Origin of the sequence: Microbacterium kunmingense, from assembly GCF_023155745.1 — a bacterium.
GTDB lineage: Bacteria > Actinomycetota > Actinomycetes > Actinomycetales > Microbacteriaceae > Microbacterium > Microbacterium kunmingense.
Genome location: NZ_JAKNUS010000012.1, coordinates 88,452 through 107,744, shown reverse-complemented (window position 1 = coordinate 107,744; position 19,293 = coordinate 88,452). Strand labels below are relative to the sequence as shown.

General features: G+C 68.4%; 16 protein-coding genes, 1 tRNA gene and 3 pseudogenes. 4 read left to right on the top strand and 16 right to left on the bottom strand.

Annotation, left to right across the window (positions count from 1 at the left end):
- Positions 1-110 (top strand): integrase core domain-containing protein (locus MA875_RS15560; RefSeq protein ID WP_248242355.1); only part of this gene is annotated, 110 nt, incomplete at its 5' end.
- On the opposite strand, the pseudogene MA875_RS15555 reads toward MA875_RS15560, so the two are convergent.
- From MA875_RS15555 to MA875_RS15510, 10 genes and pseudogenes are all read right to left on the bottom strand, one after another.
- Positions 110-262 (bottom strand): annotated as a pseudogene (locus MA875_RS15555) (YidH family protein); the annotation flags it as partial. The gene MA875_RS15560 and the pseudogene MA875_RS15555 sit on opposite strands and share 1 nt — an antisense overlap.
- Positions 259-774, bottom strand: a pseudogene (locus MA875_RS15550) (formylglycine-generating enzyme family protein); the annotation flags it as partial. The pseudogenes MA875_RS15550 and MA875_RS15555, both read right to left, overlap by 4 nt.
- A gap of 318 nt (positions 775-1,092) precedes the next feature.
- The gene (locus tag MA875_RS15545) at positions 1,093-2,325 is read right to left on the bottom strand and encodes a Gfo/Idh/MocA family protein (RefSeq protein WP_248243162.1); all 1,233 of its coding nucleotides are present in this window, start codon (positions 2,323-2,325) and stop codon (positions 1,093-1,095) included.
- The gene (locus MA875_RS15540) at positions 2,322-3,140 is read right to left on the bottom strand and encodes an SDR family oxidoreductase (protein ID WP_248243161.1); all 819 of its coding nucleotides are present in this window, start codon (positions 3,138-3,140) and stop codon (positions 2,322-2,324) included. The genes MA875_RS15545 and MA875_RS15540 overlap by 4 nt, the downstream gene beginning before the upstream one ends.
- On the bottom strand, positions 3,140-4,873 hold the full coding sequence (locus MA875_RS15535; protein WP_248243160.1) for a GMC family oxidoreductase: 1,734 nt from the start codon (positions 4,871-4,873) through the stop codon (positions 3,140-3,142). Before MA875_RS15535 ends, MA875_RS15540 begins: the two co-directional genes overlap by 1 nt.
- On the bottom strand, positions 4,870-5,418 hold the full coding sequence (locus MA875_RS15530) for a gluconate 2-dehydrogenase subunit 3 family protein (RefSeq protein WP_248243159.1): 549 nt from the start codon (positions 5,416-5,418) through the stop codon (positions 4,870-4,872). The genes MA875_RS15535 and MA875_RS15530 overlap by 4 nt, the downstream gene beginning before the upstream one ends.
- Positions 5,419-5,442: 24 nt before the next feature.
- Positions 5,443-6,303: a sugar phosphate isomerase/epimerase family protein gene (locus MA875_RS15525; RefSeq protein WP_248243158.1), complete on the bottom strand. Its 861-nt coding sequence runs from the start codon at positions 6,301-6,303 to the stop codon at positions 5,443-5,445.
- Between the two features lie 66 nt (positions 6,304-6,369).
- On the bottom strand, positions 6,370-7,434 hold the full coding sequence (locus MA875_RS15520) for a substrate-binding domain-containing protein (protein WP_248243157.1): 1,065 nt from the start codon (positions 7,432-7,434) through the stop codon (positions 6,370-6,372).
- A 70-nt stretch (positions 7,435-7,504) separates the two neighbouring features.
- Complete coding sequence (locus tag MA875_RS15515) at positions 7,505-8,530, bottom strand: ABC transporter permease (RefSeq protein WP_248243156.1); 1,026 nt, start codon at positions 8,528-8,530, stop codon at positions 7,505-7,507.
- A 41-nt stretch (positions 8,531-8,571) separates the two neighbouring features.
- On the bottom strand, positions 8,572-10,053 hold the full coding sequence (locus MA875_RS15510; RefSeq protein WP_248243155.1) for a sugar ABC transporter ATP-binding protein: 1,482 nt from the start codon (positions 10,051-10,053) through the stop codon (positions 8,572-8,574).
- A 148-nt stretch (positions 10,054-10,201) separates the two neighbouring features.
- On the opposite strand from MA875_RS15510, the gene MA875_RS15505 reads away from it, so the two are divergent.
- Positions 10,202-11,467, top strand: a complete 1,266-nt coding sequence (locus MA875_RS15505) for an ROK family transcriptional regulator (protein WP_248243154.1) — start codon at positions 10,202-10,204, stop codon at positions 11,465-11,467.
- Positions 11,468-11,658: 191 nt separating this feature from the next.
- Positions 11,659-12,560: pseudogene (locus MA875_RS17960) on the top strand (tyrosine-type recombinase/integrase); the annotation flags it as partial.
- 178 nt (positions 12,561-12,738) lie between these two features.
- Here MA875_RS17960 and MA875_RS15495 read toward each other — a convergent pair.
- A tRNA-Ser gene (locus tag MA875_RS15495) sits at positions 12,739-12,829 on the bottom strand.
- A 330-nt stretch (positions 12,830-13,159) separates the two neighbouring features.
- On the opposite strand from MA875_RS15495, the gene MA875_RS15490 reads away from it, so the two are divergent.
- A complete protein-coding gene (locus MA875_RS15490) occupies positions 13,160-14,110 on the top strand; it encodes an L-lactate dehydrogenase (protein WP_248243153.1) in 951 nt (316 codons plus the stop codon).
- 79 nt (positions 14,111-14,189) lie between these two features.
- Here the strand turns inward: MA875_RS15490 and MA875_RS15485 are convergent, their stop codons facing one another.
- Genes MA875_RS15485 through MA875_RS15465 form a run of 5 tightly spaced genes read right to left on the bottom strand, consistent with a single transcriptional unit; the run spans position 14,190 to position 19,211 of the window.
- Positions 14,190-14,906, bottom strand: coding sequence for a FadR/GntR family transcriptional regulator (locus tag MA875_RS15485; protein WP_248243152.1), 717 nt, complete (start codon positions 14,904-14,906; stop codon positions 14,190-14,192).
- A gap of 9 nt (positions 14,907-14,915) precedes the next feature.
- Positions 14,916-15,689: a 3-oxoacyl-ACP reductase gene (locus MA875_RS15480; protein WP_248243151.1), complete on the bottom strand. Its 774-nt coding sequence runs from the start codon at positions 15,687-15,689 to the stop codon at positions 14,916-14,918.
- 27 nt (positions 15,690-15,716) lie between these two features.
- The gene (locus MA875_RS15475) at positions 15,717-17,075 is read right to left on the bottom strand and encodes an aldehyde dehydrogenase family protein (protein WP_248243150.1); all 1,359 of its coding nucleotides are present in this window, start codon (positions 17,073-17,075) and stop codon (positions 15,717-15,719) included.
- Positions 17,072-17,875, bottom strand: coding sequence for a gamma-glutamyl-gamma-aminobutyrate hydrolase family protein (locus MA875_RS15470; protein WP_248243149.1), 804 nt, complete (start codon positions 17,873-17,875; stop codon positions 17,072-17,074). The genes MA875_RS15475 and MA875_RS15470 overlap by 4 nt, the downstream gene beginning before the upstream one ends.
- Positions 17,856-19,211 carry a glutamine synthetase family protein gene (locus tag MA875_RS15465; protein WP_248243148.1) on the bottom strand — a complete coding sequence of 452 codons (1,356 nt, stop codon included), beginning with the start codon at positions 19,209-19,211 and terminating at the stop codon, positions 17,856-17,858. The genes MA875_RS15470 and MA875_RS15465 overlap by 20 nt, the downstream gene beginning before the upstream one ends.
- Between the last annotated feature and the right edge of the window lie 82 nt (positions 19,212-19,293).

Sequence of the window (19,293 nt, the reverse complement as noted above, 5' to 3'; positions counted from 1 at the left end):
ACGCTCGCACCGCGGCCCTTGACCCCTGGCTGGAGCACTACAACACTGGACGTCGCCACTCAGCACTCGGAGGCAAGCCCCCGATCAGCCGCCTGCAACCAACGTCCTGACCCGGTACATCTAGGGCGACACCGCCAGCGATGAGGGCGAGCGCGGTGCGGATCCACGCGAGGAACGTTCGCTCGTTGGCGAGGGTGAAGCGCGCGTCGGGCTCGATACCGTGCCGAAAGACGGATGCTGGGAAGCGACGATCCCCGCTCACAGGGCAACCGTCCGGAAGCCGGCGTTTCCCATCGACGAATCCGGAGTGTTCTGCGACCGCGCGGAATTCCGATAGCGGTTGCAGTAGGAGATCTGGCAGAGGTAGCTGCCGCCGCGCAGCACCCGCGCGACTCCCCGGTCGGGTCCCGCCGGCGAGTCCACGGGCGATCGGCGGTAATACGCGGGGTCGAACCAGTCCTGGCACCACTCCCACACGTTGCCGACGCTCTGCCACGGGCCGAAGCCGTTGGGTTCGAAGCTACGCACCGGTGCGGTTGTCAGATAGCCGTCCTGGCGGGTGTTCGCCCGCGGGAAATCTCCCTGCCAGATGTTCGCGCGCCAGCCGCCGTCGTCGACCTCGTCGCCACCCCACGGGTACTTCGCCCCCGTGAGAACACCGCGCGCCGCATACTCCCACTCGGCCTCGGTCGGCAGCCGGCGACCCGCCCAGGCGCAGTACGCCTGAGCATCGTTCCAGCTCACATGCACAACCGGGTGATCACCGAGCGAATCGCCGCGGCACTCCCGCACCGCCCGATCGGACTCGAGCAGCTGCCCGACGGCTTCGAGGTCGAGCTCGTCGAGACGGCAGAACGTGGTGAGGTCAGGGGTCGCGAACGTAGGGTGGTGCAAGTCGAGGTCGTTCCGGCGAACGGTGAGTGTAGGAACTTCCATCCTGGAAGACCTCGACGCCTATCCGCGAACCAGCGGCCGGCTCTCGACTACACGCTCAACGGCGAAGAGCCGGATATCGGCCAAGTCCGACTGAACGCGAACGCCCCCCGGGCGGGACGGATCCCGCCCGGGGGCGTCACGACGGCCGGGCCACGGCTAGGAGGGCACGACCTCGGTCTCGCCCGCCCAGGCCGGCTCGCGTCCCTCGTCGAGAGCCACGTCGAACGGCTTCTGATCGCTCAGCGTCCACTCCGGCAGGTAGGTCTTCTGGCCACCGTTGACGGCCGACTCGTGCGACAGGATGCCCGCACACGTGATGTTCGCCGCCTGCACCGCGTTGGGGAACGTCTCCCCCTCGCCGGCGACCGCCATGAGCAACGCGTGGGCGAGATGCGGGTGCGATCCCCCGTGGCCGCCGCCCTGCACGAACGACCGGTGCTCCGACTCGCCCTCATCGGTGTAGACGCCCGCGGTCGTGAACGACTGGATCTCGGCGGGCAGCCGGCTCGCGAAGTCGGGCACCTCGATCCGCTCGGCACGCTCGCCGAGGTAGACGACGTGCGAACCGTCCTCCCTCTGCGACCACTCGAAGGAACGGATCGCACCGTACGCGTCGAAGCTCTCCCGGTACTCCCGGGCGACGGCCCAGAGATGCCGGGTGACCTCCGCGCCCAGATCGGCGTCGAGGAACTTGATGTGGGTCGACTCGACCGCGAACGGCGAGCCGTAGGCGGACTTCATCCGCTCGAAGACCGAGCCCGATCCGAGCGCCTGGACGTACTCGGCCTGGTGGCGGCCAAGCGCGAGCGTGGGGCTGATCGCGTGCGTCGCGTTGTACATCGGCGGCATGCCGTCCCAGTACGACGGCCACCCGGTCATGTCCTGGTGGTGCGAGGCGCGCAGGAACTGGAGCTTGCCGAGCGCGCCCGAGCGATAGAGGTCCTGGACGAAGAGGAACTCACGGCTGTACACCGTCGTCTCCATCATCATGTACGTCAGGCCCGTGCGACGCTGGGCGTCGACGATGCGCTTGCAGTCCTCGACGGAGATCGCCATCGGAATGGTGCAGCCGACGTGCTTGCCCGCCTCCAGAGCGGCGACGACATGGTCGGCGTGGAACTGCAGCGGGGTGTTGATGTGGATGATGTCGATGGATGCGTCGGCCAGCATCCGGTCGTAGTCGGTGTAGCGGACTTCCACTCCGTACCGGTCCCCGACCTCGTCGAGCTTCGATTGCGTGCGCTGGCAGATGGCATACATCTCGGCATTCGGGTGCCGCTGGTAGATGGGGATGAACTCCGCACCGAATTCCAGTCCCACGATGCCCACTCGGTACACGTCCTTGATGGCCATGTTCTCGTCCTTTCCTGCTCCGACGGAGCTGCTCACTTCTTCGTTTCTCCCGCGTCGACGGTCATCGCGAGCCCGGTGACGCGGCGCGCCTCGTCCGACAGCAACCAGGTGACCGCTGCCGTGACGTCGTCAATCTCGACGTTCCGCGCGATCAGCTGTCGCTCGCGGAACCCGCTCAGCAGTTCCTCGCGCGGAATCCCGTTCAGCTCGACCATCGCGGTCGTCATGTCCGTGTCGACCCCGGCGGGGTGAACGGAGTTGCACCGGATGCCGTAGGGTCCGAGCTCCGCGGCGAGCGCTTCCGCCAGCCCCACAAGACCGGCTTTGGCCGCCACATAGTGGCTGAGTCCGGGCACTGCTTTGATCGCGACCCCTGAGCCGATGAGGACGACGGATGCGTTCTCCGCCCTCCGCAGCAGATGGGGCACGACCGCACGACAGGTGTAGAAGGCCCCCGACAGCGTGACGTCGATCATCGTGCGCCAGTTCTCGACGGGGAGCTCCCACGTGTTGTGGAAACGGTCCGTGATGCCCGCGTTCACCACGAGGTGGTCGATCCCGCCGAGCCTCTCGGCGGCGGCATCGGCGGCCGCTTGGAGCCCGGCGGGATCGCGCACGTCGACCTCGAAGACCTCGGCGGAGCGACCGATCGCGCGCACCTCCGCGGCCACGGCGGCGAGGTCGGCTCTCGTCGCGGTCGGATAGGGCGGGTGATCGATCGCCCCGGCGCCTCCGAGGTCGACGAGCGCGACATCCGCTCCTTCGCGGGCGAGCCGAAGCGCGTGGCTGCGACCCTGCCCACGACCCGCGCCCGTCACGAACGCGACCCGGCCGCTGAAGCGGTCGCCCACTATGCGACCATCGGCGTCGAGCTGGCGAGCCGGAGGCCGTTGGAGGCCAGCAGACCCTCGGCGCTCAGATACGCGAGTGCCTGCACGGTCTGGTTCGGGTTGTATCCGCCGTAGCTGACGAACTGGCCCCCGCCGACGGCGAACAGGCCGCGGCACTCGTGGACCTCGCCGTACACGTTCGTCACCGATGTCGCCGGGTCGAGGCCCATGCGGTGCACACCCACGTCGTGGGTCGACAGGTGGTACGGCGGCCGCGGCGAGTCCATCCAGTACTCCGTCGCGCCCATCTCCTTCGCGATGCGCTCCTTGTACCGACCCATCAGAGTCACGGAGTTCGCGTCGTGGTCCTCCCAATCGTGCGTGATGCGCAGAGCCGGCTGACCCCAGCGGTCCTTGACCACCGGGTCCAGGTCCGCGTAGTGACGCGCGTAGGGGAAGTTGGTGGTCTGCGAGTACATGCGGTGCATGTGACGGTACTTGTCGCGCATCCAGTGCTTGAACTCGAGGCCGAACTTCGCGACGCCCGGGTTCATGTTGTGGTACGCCTCGATCGGCTGAAGGTCACCGGTGACGCTGATGATCGGCGATCCCCACAGCACACCGAGGTCGTTGTCGGGAACGAGCTCGGACGTGTAGTCGTCGATCGCGCTGGACGCGTTGAACGTCCCCATGAACGGGTTGGTGACCTCCGGCAGCACCGAGGTGAACCAGCCGAAATTGTGCGTCATGAAGTGCTGACCGACCTGACCGTTCGAATTGATGCCGGAGATGAGCATCAGCCGAACGTTCTCGAGCGCGTACGCCGTCAGCACGACGGTGTTCGAGAACACGTCGTGCGTCTCGCCGAGCGCGTCGACGTAGGTCACCCCGCGCACTTCACGCCCGTCGGGAGAGCGGTTGATGCGCAGCACCCGGCTGCGCGCGCGGAGCTCGAGGTTGCCCGTGGCCTTGGCTGCGGGCACCGACGTCACCTGTGTCGTGGACTTCGCCTTCACATGGCACGGGAAGCCATGGCAGAACCCGCAGTTCACACAGGCAGGACGACCCCGATACTCCTCGGAGTTGATGGCGAGGGGCTGACGGAACGGATGCAGGCCGAGGCGCTCCGTCGCCGCCACCCACGGCACGTCTCCCGGCCCCTGTGCGACAGGCGGCATCGGATAATCGCGCTCACGGGGCGGGTCGAAGGGGTTTCCGCCCTCCTGGAGCACGCCCCCGACGTTCCCTGCCCGCCCGGAGAGGCCCTGCTCCTGCTCGACCCGCTCGTAGTAGGGCTCGAGGTCGGCATAGCTGATCGGCCAGTCCGCGAGCGACGACCCCTCCGGCAGCGCGGCCTCCCCAAACCTCTCCGCGATGGCCGATCGCATCCGGAAATCCGCCTCGCGGAACCGGTACGCGGCGCATCCCCAGTGCAGGGTCCCGCCCCCCGTGCCGATCGAGGGCAGGCCGTAGAGCGGCTCGTCGGTGCCGAGCGTGCCCGCCGACCAGGGCAGCACACGCGCGGTCGACGATTCGTTCGGACGCCACGTGACAGGATCGACGTTCACGCCGGCCACGATCGCCCCGCGCTGGTAGTAGCGGAGTTCGTCCTGCTTGACCATGAAGTCCTCCTGCGTGTAGTCAGGACCCTTCTCGAGTGCCAGCACGTGTGCACCGGCCTTGGTCAGCTGCTCGGCGATGATTCCTCCGGCCGAACCCATTCCGACGATGATCGCGTCGTATTCCGCTCTCATTTCATGCTTCCTATCCGGGAGTACAGATCCTTGACGGTGAGGATGGGGATGCTCGTAGAGTCCACCCCGGGGTGCATCTGCTCCGGCGTATACCCCCATTGCGCGCCGGGGAAGCCCACCAGCTTCCAACCGACGACGTCACGATTGCCGCCGTAGGCCGGATCGCCGAAGAACCCCTGCACGGTGTGTTCGCGGACGATGCGGTAGAACTGCCCCAGGAAGGCGTCTGGTCGAGCGCCGCTGAGCTCGTCGAGCTCTGCGATGACCGCGAGCTGCTGCTCGCCGTCGAGGTCGAGATACGCGGCTCCCGCGGTCTCCACGGCGAACGCCTCGAACTCGGCGAGCCCCTCCCGGTAGATCGGCTGAAGGTCGCGCATGAATCCCGACAACGCACGGTCGATGTACTCCGTGACGCCGGCTTCCCTCGCCCCCGGCGACCCCTCCTCGGAGGGGATGATTTGGCCGACGATCGCGTCGATGGTCGCGGCTTCCCGCGGATTCAGGAAGAGAAGGGCGAAGTCAGGGTGGAACGCCGACCCGGTCATCGTCACTGCCTTTCGTGTGTAGGACTACGCGCTGGGGTTGGCGCGAGCTGCCATCTTCTGCTCGACGAGGGGACGCAAGTACTCGATGGAGGTGCGCGCGTCCTCGTCGGGCTCGATGCCACGGCGGTGGAAACCAGTCTCCATCGTCAGGAACCCGTCGAACTTCACATCGATCAGCGCGTCGATGAGCGCGGGGAAGTCGCCGACTCCCGACCCCGGCGGAAGCCGGTCGTTGTCGGAGATGTGGATGTGCTTGAGGTTCTCGCCCATCTTGTAGGCGTAGTCGCTCAAGACCTCTTTGTTGTACATGATGTGGAAGGTGTCGAACATGAGCTTCACGTTGGGGCGGTCGACGTCTTCCATCAACTCGATCGCGTCGTCGGCGCTCATGCACAGGTTGGTGTCGTGCGAGGTCGGCTCGATCACGAGCGTCACCCCGGTGTGCGCGATCGCGTCGGCGACCTCGGTGAGAACCTCGCGGCTCCACTTCCAGGCCTGACGACGCGTGGTGCCGAAGATGATCCAGCCGGGCAGGTAGATGAGGGTCTTGCCGCCCCACTGCGCGGTGATCTCGGCGAGCTCCTTATAGTGCTCCACCGTCGCGCGGCGCTCTTCGATGTACGGCGAGGCGGGGTTGTTCCCGGGCCCCCCGGACGGAGCGGGTAGCATGCTGGAGAGCTGGAGGCCGTGCTCGTCGAGGAGTTCCCGCACCTGCTTGCGCCGGTCTGCGCCGAGGTGCGGAGGGTAGGCGTGCGGCGCAGCGGCGCCGATCTCGATTCCGTCGTAGCCGAGTCCCGCGATGCGCTTGATCGTCTCATCGAGGGTGTAGGCCGGAACCCAGACGAAGAAGCTGGAGTAGGCCCAGGTGTTGTAGGAGATCTTCATTGCGTGTGTCCTTTCAGGGAGAAGTGTGGGGCCGGACGCTCACCGACGCATCCGGCCCCGGCGCGATCACTGGGGAGCGCGCCCCGTGTACTCTTCGACGTTGTCGGCGTTGATGAGGGTCGAATCGAGCACGATGCGCTCGTCGATGGGCTCGCCGGCGCACAGCTTCGCGGCGGCGATGACCGACTCCTTCACGACGAGCGGGTATCCGACTGTCGCCGCGTACTCCCCCGCCTGAACGAGGTCGAGGGCGCCCGACTCTCCGTCGATCCCGTAGACCTTGATCTCGCCCTCGCGACCGGCCTCCTTGATGGCCTGGATGGCGCCGAAGGACATCTGGTCGTTGTGCGTGAAGACGGCGTCGATCTCGCCGGAGCCGAATCGCTGGAGGAAGTCCTCCATCACCTGCAGACCTTCGGCGCGATCGTAGTTCGCCGTCTGGGTGGCGATGATCTCGACGTTCGAGCCCTCGAGGGCCTGGCGGAACCCGTCGCCGCGATCGATCGTCGGCGATGCGCCCAGGCTGCCCGCGAGTTCGACGACGTTCGCGCCGTCGGGGAAGTCGGCGACGATGGCCTCGCCGCTCACGATTCCGGCCTCGACGTTGTCGGACCCGATGTAGGTCGACACCTCGGCGTCGACGGCGCGATCGGCCGCGATCACCTGGATGCCGGCGGCGGTCGCTCGGTCAACGGCCCCGGCCAGTGCCGCGGCGTCCTGCGGGGAGATGATCAGCACGTCGATGCCCTGCGCGATCATGTCGTCGACCTGACCGGACTGGACCGTGGAATCCCCCTGGCCGTCGCTCACGGTGACGTCCATGCCCGGGAAGAACGCTTCCGCGAACTCGGGGATCTGCTGCGTCGACTTCGCGCCGTACGGGAAGGAGGCGCTGCTCCACGAGACGCCGACGGAGCAGTCGATCGACGCGGGGTCCGCCTCGAGCGCGAGCTGCTCCTGGCACTCCTCGCCGCAATAGATGCTCGGAGCGAGTTCGTCACCGACCGCCTCGTTCTCCGATGTGGATCCTGCAGACCCGCTCGACGTGCAACCCGCGGTCATCAGGGCGATGGAACCGATGGCCGCCGCCAGGACGAGCCGACTTCCTCTGGTGTTTCTCAGGGCGTGCATCGTTGCACCTTTCTTCTTGGTGGTGGTGGGGGGATCTTCTCGTGAGCCCGGGGCTCGGGGAAGTGCTTCGCTACGTACCTGCCATGGCGCCGCGCGTGTCGTCTGAACCGGACTGGGGCGAGGTCGGCTTCGCTCCCGATTTCGGCGCGGACTGCTTCCTCTCGCTCAGTCGTCGCCTCGTCGCCTGCACCGCGACCAGCACGGCGATGACGATGACGACGCCCTTGACGATCTGCTGGTCGAAGGGCGAGATGCCGATCAGGTTCATGACGTTCGAAAGCACCGCGAGCAGGAGCGCGCCGAACACCGTCCCGACAGCGCCGCCGGTGCCGCCCATCAGGCTCGTCCCGCCGATGACGACCGCGGTGATGGCGTCGAGGTTCGCAAGGCTGCCCGCGGTGGGGTCGCCGACGCCGAGTCGTGACGCCGTCATCACTCCGGCCAGCCCCGCGCAGAGGCCGCTGATCGCGTACGCCATGACCAGCGTGCGCTTGGTGCGTACGCCCGAGAGGCGTGCGGCCTCGAGGCTTCCGCCGATCGCGTAGATGTAGCGACCGAAGGAGAGATAGCGGAGCGCCAGGATGCCGACGATCGCGACGATGACGAACACGAGAAAGGGCCCAGGGATGCCGAGCACGTTTCCGCTGCCGATCACCCGGAAGATCTCGGCCGCATTGTTGAACTGCTGGGGTCCTCCGTTGGTCAGCCGCAGCGACAATCCCTGGATGGCGACCATCGTCGCCAACGTCATGATGAAGGGTTGGATGCCCAGAACCGCGACGCCGATCCCGTTCAGGATGCCGACGCCGACGCCGACGAGCAACGCGACGATCATGGCGAGGGGGACGACCATTCCGTTGTTGATCAGCATGGCGGTCGTGACACCCGAGAGCGCCAGGATCGATCCGACGCTCAGATCGATCCCGCCGGTCAGGATGACGAACGTCATCCCGATCGCGATCACCCCGATGATGGCCGACTGACGGCCGACGTTCAGGAGGTTGCTGGGCTGGAAGAAGGCCGGGACGAAGACCGCGACGAGCACGACGATCCCGATGAAGATCACGATGGGGAGCCAGTTTCCGCGTACCTTCATCGATAAAGAATTCAAGGCGCCGTTGCCTGCGGTAGTCGTGTTCATCGGTTTCCTCCCACTGCGTGGAACATGATCTCTTCTTCGGTTGCGGTCGCGCCGTCGAGCTCGGCCGCGATCCCGCCGTGATACATCACGAGGATCCGGTGACTCAGCGCAAGCACCTCGGGCAGCTCCGAGGAGATGACGATCACCGCACGACCCTGCTCGCAGAGCGTCTGGATGAGCTCGTATATCTCCTGCTTCGCACCGATGTCGATGCCGCGTGTCGGCTCATCGAGGATGAGCACGTCGGCCCCCGCCTCCAGCCACTTCGCAAGCACGACCTTCTGCTGATTGCCCCCGGACAGGGTGCCGACGGGCGCGCCGACGTCGCCGGCCTTGATGCGCAGCTTCGTTACGTACTCGGCCGCGGTGCGGCGATCGGCCGCGGGCTGAGACCGCACGGCTCCGCGCTTGAGCATCCGCACGATCGGGATGTTCGCCGCTGTGGAGAGCGCGATGAACAGGCCCTGGCTCTTCCGCTCCTCCGGGACCAGCCCGATTCCGGCACGGATCGCCCGCAGTGGATTGTTGATCGTGGTCTTGGTGCCGGCAACGGTGACCGTGCCGCTCGTGATGGCATCCGCGCCGTAGATAGCGCGCGCGAGTTCGGTGCGTCCCGCGCCGCGCAGGCCCGCGATGCCCAGCACCTCCCCCGAACGGACGGAGAACGAGATGTCATCGAGCACGCCCGCGCGCGAAAGGTTCTTCACCTCCAGCGCCACGTCCCCGAAGGACTGGTTGACCGCACGAGGCGCCCGGGTGAAGTCCCGGCCGACCATCTTCGAGACGAGGTCGTCATGGTCGGTCTCGGAGATCTTTCCGGCGCCGGTCAGCTTGCCGTCCTTCAGCACGACGTAGCGGTCGGCGAGGCCGAAGACCTCCTCGAGGCGGTGCGAGACGAAGATCACGCTCACCCCGCGCTCCTTCAGGCCGTGGACGAGCGCGAGAAGATGGTCGACGTCCTCGCCGCCGAGAACCGCCGTGGGCTCGTCGAGGATCACGATCTGCGCCCGCCTGTGCAGCGCCTTCGCGATCTCGAGCATCTGCTTCTCCGCGATGCCGAGCTGACGCACCTTCATGGTGACGTCGACGGCCAGTCCGAGATCGCTCAGGAACGCGGCAGCCTCCTTGTTGGCCGCCCGCCAGTTGATGATCCCCTTTCCGGGGTACGCGCCGAAGAGGAGATTCTCGGCGACCGAGAGATCGGGGAAGAGACTGAGCTCCTGGTACACGGTCGCGATGCCGAGGTCCTCGGCGGCTGCGGGGCCGTTTATCGTCGCGCGGCGTCCGTTGACGAAGATCTCGCCGGCGTCCGGATCGTGGGCCCCCGAGAGGATGCGGATCAGCGTCGATTTGCCGGCTCCGTTCTCACCGATCAGAGCGACCACCTGTCCGGGCTCGATCCCGAAGCTTACGTCGTCCAGTGCCTGGACCCCCAGGAAGTGCTTCGAGAGCCCCTTCACCTCGAGTCTGAGCGTCATCGTCGACCTCTTTCGTTCGGCAGTCGTCTGTGGCTGTCTAGTTGCTGACTTTGACCTACCGTAGATAAGGTCACAGACAGAAAAAAGACGCCCGAATTATTTCGTTTTCTGCATAAATAGAGACCAGCGAAGGGTCGATTCGACGCCAATGGGAACACTGTGGACAGAAGTACAGCTTCTGAAGCCGGACCGCAACCTCGCACCCGATGCCCATGCCGCCCGCAGCGTCATCGCTCGGATGATCGCCGACGGCGGACTTGTGAGCCGGCGGGAGATCGTGAAGGTGACCGGACTCGCGCGGTCGACGATCGACGGCCACCTCGGCGTTCTGCTCGAGAACGGCCTCATCGAGGACGGCGGTCTCGGCGGGAGCAATCTCCGGGGCCGGCCCGCGCAGGTCTTCAAGGTCAGTGCGGCCAGGGGCGTCGTACTGGTGGCCGACGTCTCGATCGAGGTGACCCGCCTGGCGCTGACCACCCTGGACAAGGTGGTGGTCGAGCGGCGCGACATCGACATGCACGTCGAGGTGGGCCCCACGGTGCTGCTCGGCGCCATCTGCGACGCCTTCACCGAGATGCTCCATGCGAACTCGCTCGCCGCGGACGATGCCCTGGCGATATCCGTCGGGCTCCCCGGGCCGGTGGACTCGCATCTCGGCTTCGCCGTTCGCCCCCCGCTGATGCCGGGGTGGGACGGCTTCAGCGTCTGCAAGTTCATGGCGGAACGCTTCGTGTGCGACGTCATCGTCGACAACGACGTCAATCTCATGGCGCTGGGCGAGGCACGCGCCTACGGCGGCGCCCACCTCCCCCTGTTGATGATCAACATCAGTACGGGTGTCGGCGCCGGCTTCGTCAGCGAGAGCGGCCTGCTGCTGCACGGGGCGGATGGTGCGGCCGCAGACATCGGGCACATCCAGATGCGCGACATGAGCGACGTGCTCTGCAGCTGCGGGAACCGCGGGTGCCTCGAGGCGATCGCGTCAGTGGGCGCCATGGCAGGTCGCGTGTCGAAGGCGCTCGGCACTCCCGTCACGTCGAAGGACCTCATCAGCCGACTCGTGCTCGGAGACGCCACGACCGTCAGCGTCGTGCGGGAGACCGCCGCGACGCTCGGTCGCGCGATCGCCGACCTGGTGAACTTCTGCAATCCGGCCCGGATCGTGATCGGCGGAGATGTCACCGAGTGCACGGAAGACGTGCTCTCGCAGATCCGGAGCGTGGTCTACCAGCAGGCGCAACCGCTGGCGACCCGCAACCTCTCCGTCACGCACAGCTCGCTGGGAAACGAGGCCGGCCTGATCGGCGGGATGGTCTCGGGCATCGAACAGGTGCTCTCGCCCCGCGGCATCCAGTACCTCACCCGTCCGGCCGACTCCACGATGCTTCCCCTCGGGCTGCAGATCGGAGCCTGATGGGCGCACCGGTGGGCCGGTGATGGTGGGCACTTCTCGAGCCAGGTCACACGAGGCGGGCGCCGGCTAGAGTCCCAGCGAAGCAGAGTCGACGGCGTGACTCGTTTCCCGGCTCTTCGCCGTTGAGCGTGTAGTCGAGAGCCCGCCGCTGGTTCGCGGATAGGCGTCGAGGTCTTCCAGGATGGAAGTTCCTAACCACGTTCTACCGTCTCGACGAGCTCGGCCTCGAAGCCGTCGGGCAGCTGCTCGAGTCCGATCGGGCGGTGCGGGAGTGCCGCGTCGTCGACGATGACCCGTGGTGCCGGAAGTGCGGCGCGGAGGGCGTGCCGCGCGACACGGTGACCCGTCCACTCGCGCATGAGCCGTTCGGGCACCGGCCGACGACACTGCTGGTGCGAGTGCGCCGGTACCGGTGCGGCCACTGCCGGCGCACCTGGCGGCAGGACACCAGCAAAGCGGCGGCGCCGCGGGCGAAGATCTCCCGCCGGGGGGGGATCTGCTGGGCGCTCACCGCGATCGTGGTCGACCACCTCACCGTCTCCCGCGCCGCAGCCGGCCTCGGGGTGTCGTGGCACACCGCGAACACCGCGATCCTCGCCGAAGGCAAGCGGCGGCTGATCGACGACCCGTGCCGGTTCGACGGGTGACTACGATCGGTGTCGACGAGCATGTCTGGCGTCACACGAGGTTCGGTGACGAGTACGTGAACGTGATCATCGACCGCACCCCAGCCCGAAACAAGACCGGGCCGGCCAGGTTGCTGCTGTTCGGCAATGGCCAGGAACATCTTCGGCTGCCGAACTCCCCGGACGGCTGGTTCGCGGGAGCGGTACGGCGTGCGCGCAAGATCGACCCCACGATCCAGCACCTCACTCCACACGACCTCCGTCACACGGCAGCAAGCCTCGCGATCAGCGCCGGCGCAAACGTCAAGGCTGTTCAGCGCATGCTCGGACACGCGTCGGCCGCCATGACACTCGACACCTACGCGGATCTCTTCGACGACGATCTCGACTACGTAGCCGGCGCGCTCAGTCGCGCCCGCGAAGGTCGCGTCGTCGTGGTGCCGGAGAAGCGTCGCGAGCTCGAGTAGACCCGATTCCGGATCATCCGCGCGAGGTCGTGCTCACGGCTGCATGCTTGCTCGCCGGCGAGTCCCCTGAAAGGGCGACTTCGAACGGTTTTACTCTTTCTGTTCCCACGGGCCGTTTCGGGCATGAAGAAAGCCCCCGACTTCCGCGAAATTACGCGGAAGTCGGGGCCTTTCAGGCTGGCGGTGACGGTGGGATTTGAACCCACGGTAGGGGGTTACCCTACACAACTTTTCGAGAGTTGCACCTTCGGCCGCTCGGACACGTCACCGCCGAAGAGTCTACGACACGCCGCGGTCGGTCGCGAATCGCGGCATCCCGTCTCCCTTCGCCTGTCGACAATGACGACCGCGCGCCGCACATCGTGACAGGCGAACCACGCCGGCCCGCCTTCGCCTGTCACGTTGGGTGACGGCAAGCGACACGTCGTGACAGGCGAATCACCCCGGCGAACAAACGGCCCGGCGCCAGGCGCGAACCCGAGACCGGATGCCGCGGGCCGGCGCGCCACCCCGCCCCACCCAGCCGGCGAACAACACCACTCGCTCGGCGCCGAGACATCCGCCCACATCCGCGCACCCGCGCCTGGGAGACTGAGCGCATGGCGGTCATCGAGAACTCCAAGGTCACCATCGTCGGCGCTGGAAGCGTGGGTGCGAGCACCGCGTATGCGTCGCTGATCCGCGGCTCGGCCCGCCACGTCGCCCTTTACGACATCGCCACCGCGAAGGTCGACGCCGAAGTGCTCGACCTCGCCCACGGCACCCAGTTCACCGGGCGGAGCGACATCACCGGCGGCAGCGACATCTCGGTCGCCGAGGGCTCGCACGTCGTCGTCATCACCGCGGGCGCGAAGCAGGATCCCGGGCAGACGCGCATCGACCTCGCCGCCGTGAACGCCGGCATCCTCCAGCGCATGCTCCCCGAGCTCCTCGAGGTGGCCCCCCACGCGATCTACGTCATCGTCACCAACCCCTGCGACGTGCTGACCGTGCGCGCGCAGCAGGAGACCGGGCTCCCGCCCGAGCGCATCTTCGCCTCGGGCACGGTGCTCGACACCTCGCGCCTGCGCTGGAAGCTCGCGCAGCGCGCGGGGGTGTCGACCTCGAGCGTGCACGCCTACATCGTCGGCGAGCACGGCGACACCGAGTTCCCGCTGTGGTCGCGCGCGACGATCGGCACGGTGCCGATCCGCGAGTGGCAGGCCGAGGGTCATCCGCCGATGACCCAGACCGAACTCGACGACATCGCGGTGGATGTGCGGGATGCCGCGTACAAAGTCATCCAGGGGAAGGGCGCGACGAACTACGCCATCGGCCTCTCCAGTGCTCGCATCATCGAGGCGATCCTCGGCGACGAGCACGCGGTGATGCCGGTTTCGACGGTCCTCCGCGACTTCCACGGCGTCGACGGGGTCGCCCTCTCGGTGCCCTCGATCGTCAGCGCGTCGGGCGCGACGCCGGTGCGTGAGACCGGATTCTCCGACCACGAGCTCGAGCTGTTCCAGCGCTCTGCCGCCGCGATCCACGACGTCGCGCGCTCCCTGCGCTGACCGCCCGGCCCGCTCAGCCGCGACCTCAGCGCTGACCCGCGACCGCGACCGTGACCGCGACCGACCCCGCTTTAACCCTTCAGCCGAGGAACCCTCGAAGCAGGGCCTCCGATCCGGCGAGGTGCTCGATGATGGCCGCCTCGGCGGCATCCGCTCTCCCGGCCAGGATCGCGGTGACGATCGCCTCGTGCTGAGCGTTGGAGTGCTCGATGTTGCGGGGCAGGAGCGGGAACGCGTCGAGCCACTCGTTGACCTGCGCCCGGTTCTCGGCGATGAGGGCCACGAGCGAGGGAACGGCGGCGAGCTCGGCGATCGTGAGGTGCAGCAGAGTGTCGAGCCGCCGGTAGTCGTCGGTGCCGGCGAGCGCGGCCTCCTCGTGGCGGGCCCACAGCTCCGCCCGCGCGTCGGGATCGAGGGTGCGTCCCGCGGCGGCCCGCGCGGCCCCCGTCTCGAGCACCCGGCGAAGACCCAGCACGTCTTCGAGCTCGGCCGCGCTCACCGCGACCGCCGCCGGCTGCGGCAGCGGATCGGCGACGAACGTGCCGCCGTACCGTCCGCGGCGCCTGACGAGATAGCCGGTGTCGGCGAGCTCGCGGATCGCCTCGCGCACCGTGTCGCGGCTCACCCCGTAGAGCCCCGCGAGCTCACGCTCGGGCGGGAGCGACTGCCCCGGCGCGACGACCCCCAGCCGCACCGTCTGGATGAGCCGGGCCACCGTGTCTTCGAGGGCGTTCCCCCCGCGCACCGGGCGGTAGACCGCGCGCCGCACGGCGGGAAGGGGCACCTCGACCGACACCGCGCTCACCTACAGGGGCGTGACGTACGCGTTGGTGATGCCGCCGTCGACGACGAACGCCGTGGCGGTGATGAACGAGGCGTCGTCGGAGGCGAGGAAGGCGACCGCGGCGGCCATCTCCTCGGGCTCGGCGAACCGCCCCATGGGCACGTGGACGAGGCGGCGCTGCGCGCGCTCGGGGTCTTTCGCGAAGAGCTCCTGCAGCAGCGGGGTGTTCACCGGCCCCGGGCAGAGCGCGTTCACGCGGATCCCCTGCCGGGCGAACTGCACCCCGAGCTCCCGGGTCATCGCCAGCACCCCGCCCTTTGACGCGGTGTACGAGATCTGCGAGGTCGCCGATCCGAGGAGGGCCACGAACGACGCGGTGTTGATGATCGATCCGCGCCCGGCGGGCAGCATGTGGCGCAGCGCCGCGCGCGAGCAGAGGTACACGCTCTTGAGGTTGACGTCCTGCACCCGATCCCACGCCGGCAGCTCGGTCGTCTCGATCGAGTCGTCGTCGGCGGGCGAGATGCCGGCGTTGTTGAAGGCGATGTCGAGGCGCCCGAGATCGCCGGCGACCGAGTCGAAGAGCTGATTGACGGATGCCTCGTCGGCGACGTCGACCGGACGGAAGAGGCCGTCCACCTCAGCGGCCGCCCGTTCGCCCGACGCCGGGTCGACGTCGGCGATCACGACGCGGGCGCCCTCGGCGGCGAAGCGACGGGCGGTGGCGAGGCCGATGCCGCTCGCGCCGCCGGTGACGATGGCGACCCGGTCGGCGAGGCGTTGCGTGAGGTCCATGGGTGTTTCCTGTTCGGGTCGTGCGGGTCAGTCGGTGGCGAAGAAGACGTTCTTGGTCTCGGTGAAATGCTCGGCGGCGTCGGGTCCGAGCTCGCGCCCGAGGCCGGAGGCCTTCATACCGCCGAACGGAGTGGCGTAGCGCACCGAGGAGTGGGAGTTGACCGACAGCACGCCGCTCTTCACCCCTCGGGCGACCCGCACGGCGCGGCCGAGATTCTCTGTCCACAGCGACCCGGCGAGGCCGTAGATGGTGTCGTTGGCGAGGCGGATCGCGTCGGCCTCGTCGTCGAAGGGCAGCACCGCGACGACGGGTCCGAAGACCTCGTCCTGCGCGAGCCGGTCACCGGGGGATGCCAGCACCACGGTGGGCGCGAACCAGAACCCGTCACCGGTGGGCGCCGCTCCGCGGAAGGCGACGTCGGCGCCGTCGAGGAAGCCGGCGACGGTGTCGCGGTGGGAGGCGGAGATGAGCGGACCCATGTCGGTGTCGGGCGACGCGGGGTCGCCGACCCGCCACGCCTGGACGGCCGGCTCGAGCAGCTCGAGGAACCGGTCGTAGACCGAGCGCTCCACGAGGAGGCGGCTGCGGGCGCAGCAGTCCTGCCCGGCGTTGTCGAACACCGAGCCGGGAGCGCTCGCGGCGGCGCGCTCGAGGTCGGCGTCGGCGAAGACGATGTTCGCCGACTTGCCGCCGAGCTCCAGCGTCACGGGCTTCAGCATGCGGGCGCAGCCTGCCGCGACATCCGTCCCCACCTCGGTCGACCCCGTGAAGACGACCTTCCGCACATCGGGGTGGCTGACGAAGCGCTGCCCGACGACCGAGCCCGACCCCGTGACGACCTGGAAGAGCCCGTCGGGAAGCCCCGCCTCGAGGGCGAGCTCGCCGAGCCGAACGGCGGTGAGCGGTGTCAGCTCGGCGGGCTTGAGCACCACCGCGTTTCCGGCGGCGAGCGCGGGCGCGAACCCCCACGAGGCGATCGTCATCGGGAAGTTCCACGGCACGATGATGCCGACGACGCCGTACGGCTCATGGAAGGTGACGTCGAGGCCCCCGGCGACCGGGATCTGCTGCCCGATGAGGCGCTCCGGCGCCGCGGCGTAGTAGTTCAGCACCTGGGCGACGTGCGATGCCTCCCACCGCGCCGACCCGATGGGGTGCCCGGAATTCTCCACCTCCAGGGCGGCGAGCTCGTCGACGTGCGCCTCGACCACGCGTGCGAAGGAGCGCAGCGCGTCGGCGCGCGCCACGGGCGCGAGGGCCGCCCAGGTCCGCTGCGCGGCGACGGCGCCCGCGATTGCGGCATCGACCTCGGCGAGACCCGCGCGCGGGATCTCACGGAACGCCCGTCCGGTCGCGGGGTTGACGAGGGTGATCGTGTCGCTCATGCCGACACCTCCTGCTCCGAATGCGGCGCGCGCGAGCGTGCGCGGTAGTCGGCGGCCTCGCGCACGAGCCCGGCGAACAGCCGACGGTCATCGAGATTCTGTTCGGGATGCCACTGCACACCGAGCAGGTATCCGTCACCGGTTCCCTCCACGGCGTAGACGAGTCCGTCGTCGGTGCGCGCGGTCACGGTGAGGCCCTCGCCGAGGCGGTCGATGCCCTGGTGGTGGTAACTGTGCACCTCCTGCGTGCCCGCCCCGACGAGTTCGGCGAGGCGCGTGCCCGCCTCCACCTCGGTCGGGTTCGTCGCGAAGACCCCGTTCCCGAGCCGGTACTTCTCGGTGCCGAGCACGTCGGGCAGGTGCTGGTGCAGGGTGCCGCCGCGGGCGACGTTGACCACCTGCATCCCGCGACAGATCGCCAGCACCGGCATCCGTCTCTCCTCCGCGCCCGAGAACAGCGCCATCTCCCACGCGTCGCGATCCGCGCGGGCGGGGTCGGTGAGCGGATGCCGCGGGGCGCCGTACAGCTCGGGCTGGACGTCGACCCCGCCGGTGAGGATGAGTCCGTCGAGCCCGTCGAGGACCGCCGGCGCGGCGTCATCGGGCGCGGGCTGCGGCGGGAGGAGCACCGCGATGCCGCCCGAGGCCGTCACGGCGTCGAAGTACACCTCGGGGAGGAAGGCGGCGCGCACGTTCCACACGCCCTGGGCCGCCTGCTCGAGATAGGTGGTCAGGCCGATGACCGGCCGTCGGGTCTGCGCGACGGCGAGGCCGCCCTGATCAGAGCCGTTCGAAGCCACGCACCCGCTCCCAGTCGGTCACGGCGGCGTCGTAGGCCTCGACCTCGATGCGCGCCTGGTTGAGGTAGTGCTCGACGACCTCGTCGCCGAAGGCGGCCCGGGCGATCGCCGACTCGTCGAAGAGCCGCGCCGCCTCGCGGAGGGTCGTCGGCAGGTGGTCGACTCCGGCCGCATAGGCGTTCCCCCGGAGCGGGTCGGGGAGCGGCAGCTCGTGCTCGAGGCCGTGGAGGCCGCCGGCGATGATCGCCGAGATGGCCATGTAGGGGTTGACGTCACCGCCGGGCACCCGGTTCTCCACGCGCAGCGACGAGCCGTGTCCGACCACGCGCAGCGCGCAGGTGCGGTTGTCGATCCCCCACGCGATGCCCGTGGGGGCGAAGCTCCCCTTCGCGAAGCGCTTGTAGGAGTTGATCGTCGGGGCGTAGAGCAGGGTGAACTCGCGGAGCGTGGCGAGGATGCCGGCGATCCACGACTGCATGAGCGGGCTGAAGCCGTGGGGGCCGTCGCCGGCCATCACCGGCTCCCCCGCCTCCGAGCGCACCGAGAGGTGGATGTGGCAGCTGTTGCCCTCGCGCTCGTTGAACTTCGCCATGAACGTGATCGCCTTGCCGTGCTGGTCGGCGATCTGCTTGGCCCCGGTCTTGTAGATGGTGTGCTGGTCGGCGGTCTCGAGCACCTCGGCGAAGCGGAACGCGATCTCCTGCTGGCCGAGGTTGCACTCGCCCTTGACGCCCTCGCAGTACATGCCCGCCCCGTCCATTCCGACCCGGATGTCGCGCAGCAGCGGCTCGAGTCGGGTGGAGGCGAGGATGTCGTAGTCGACGTTGTAGTCGGTGGAGGGCGCGAGGTCGCGGTACCCCTTGGCCCACGCCGAGCGGTAGCTCTCGTCGAAGACCATGAACTCCAGCTCGGTGCCGCTGTAGCCGACGAGCCCGCGCTCGGCCAGGCGCGCGCGCTGGGCCTGCAGGATCGCGCGAGGCGACTGCGCGACGGGGTCGCCGCTCTCCCAGCCGAGGTCGGCCATGACCAGCGCCGTGCCCGGCTGCCAGGGGATACGGCGGAGGGTCTCGACGTCCGGGAGCAGCATCATGTCGCCGTAGCCGGTCTCCCAGCTGGCCATCGTGTAGCCGTCGACGGTGTTCATGTCGACGTCGACCGAGAGGAGGTAGTTGCAGGCCTCCGCGCCGTGGTGCAGCACCTCCTCCTGGAAGAGGCGCGCCGAGACGCGCTTTCCGACCAGGCGCCCCTGGGCATCGGCGAATCCGACGATCACGGTGTCGATCTCGCCGGCCGCGATGGCGGCGGTCAATTCGGGCGGGGTCAGGTTTCCCGGCATCCCATGCTCCTCACTGTCGCGCAGCGCTCCCGTACCGTCGTCGGCGTCGGTGCCTTCCACCCGGTGCCGCTCGACCGATGGG

Excerpts from the sequence above, each read along its gene's own strand:
- MA875_RS15530 (WP_248243159.1), bottom strand. The coding sequence starts at position 5,418 with ATGACCGGGTCGGCGTTCCACCCTGACTTCGCCCTTCTCTTCCTGAAT.
- MA875_RS15465 (WP_248243148.1), bottom strand. The coding sequence starts at position 19,211 with ATGCCGGGAAACCTGACCCCGCCCGAATTGACCGCCGCCATCGCGGCC.
- MA875_RS15525 (WP_248243158.1), bottom strand. The coding sequence starts at position 6,303 with ATGAAGATCTCCTACAACACCTGGGCCTACTCCAGCTTCTTCGTCTGG.
- MA875_RS15475 (WP_248243150.1), bottom strand. The coding sequence starts at position 17,075 with ATGAGCGACACGATCACCCTCGTCAACCCCGCGACCGGACGGGCGTTC.
- MA875_RS15510 (WP_248243155.1), bottom strand. The coding sequence starts at position 10,053 with ATGACGCTCAGACTCGAGGTGAAGGGGCTCTCGAAGCACTTCCTGGGG.
- MA875_RS15490 (WP_248243153.1), top strand. The coding sequence starts at position 13,160 with ATGGCGGTCATCGAGAACTCCAAGGTCACCATCGTCGGCGCTGGAAGC.
- MA875_RS15535 (WP_248243160.1), bottom strand. The coding sequence starts at position 4,873 with ATGAGAGCGGAATACGACGCGATCATCGTCGGAATGGGTTCGGCCGGA.
- MA875_RS15505 (WP_248243154.1), top strand. The coding sequence starts at position 10,202 with ATGGGAACACTGTGGACAGAAGTACAGCTTCTGAAGCCGGACCGCAAC.
- MA875_RS15515 (WP_248243156.1), bottom strand. The coding sequence starts at position 8,530 with ATGAAGGTACGCGGAAACTGGCTCCCCATCGTGATCTTCATCGGGATC.
- MA875_RS15480 (WP_248243151.1), bottom strand. The coding sequence starts at position 15,689 with ATGGACCTCACGCAACGCCTCGCCGACCGGGTCGCCATCGTCACCGGC.
- MA875_RS15520 (WP_248243157.1), bottom strand. The coding sequence starts at position 7,434 with ATGCACGCCCTGAGAAACACCAGAGGAAGTCGGCTCGTCCTGGCGGCG.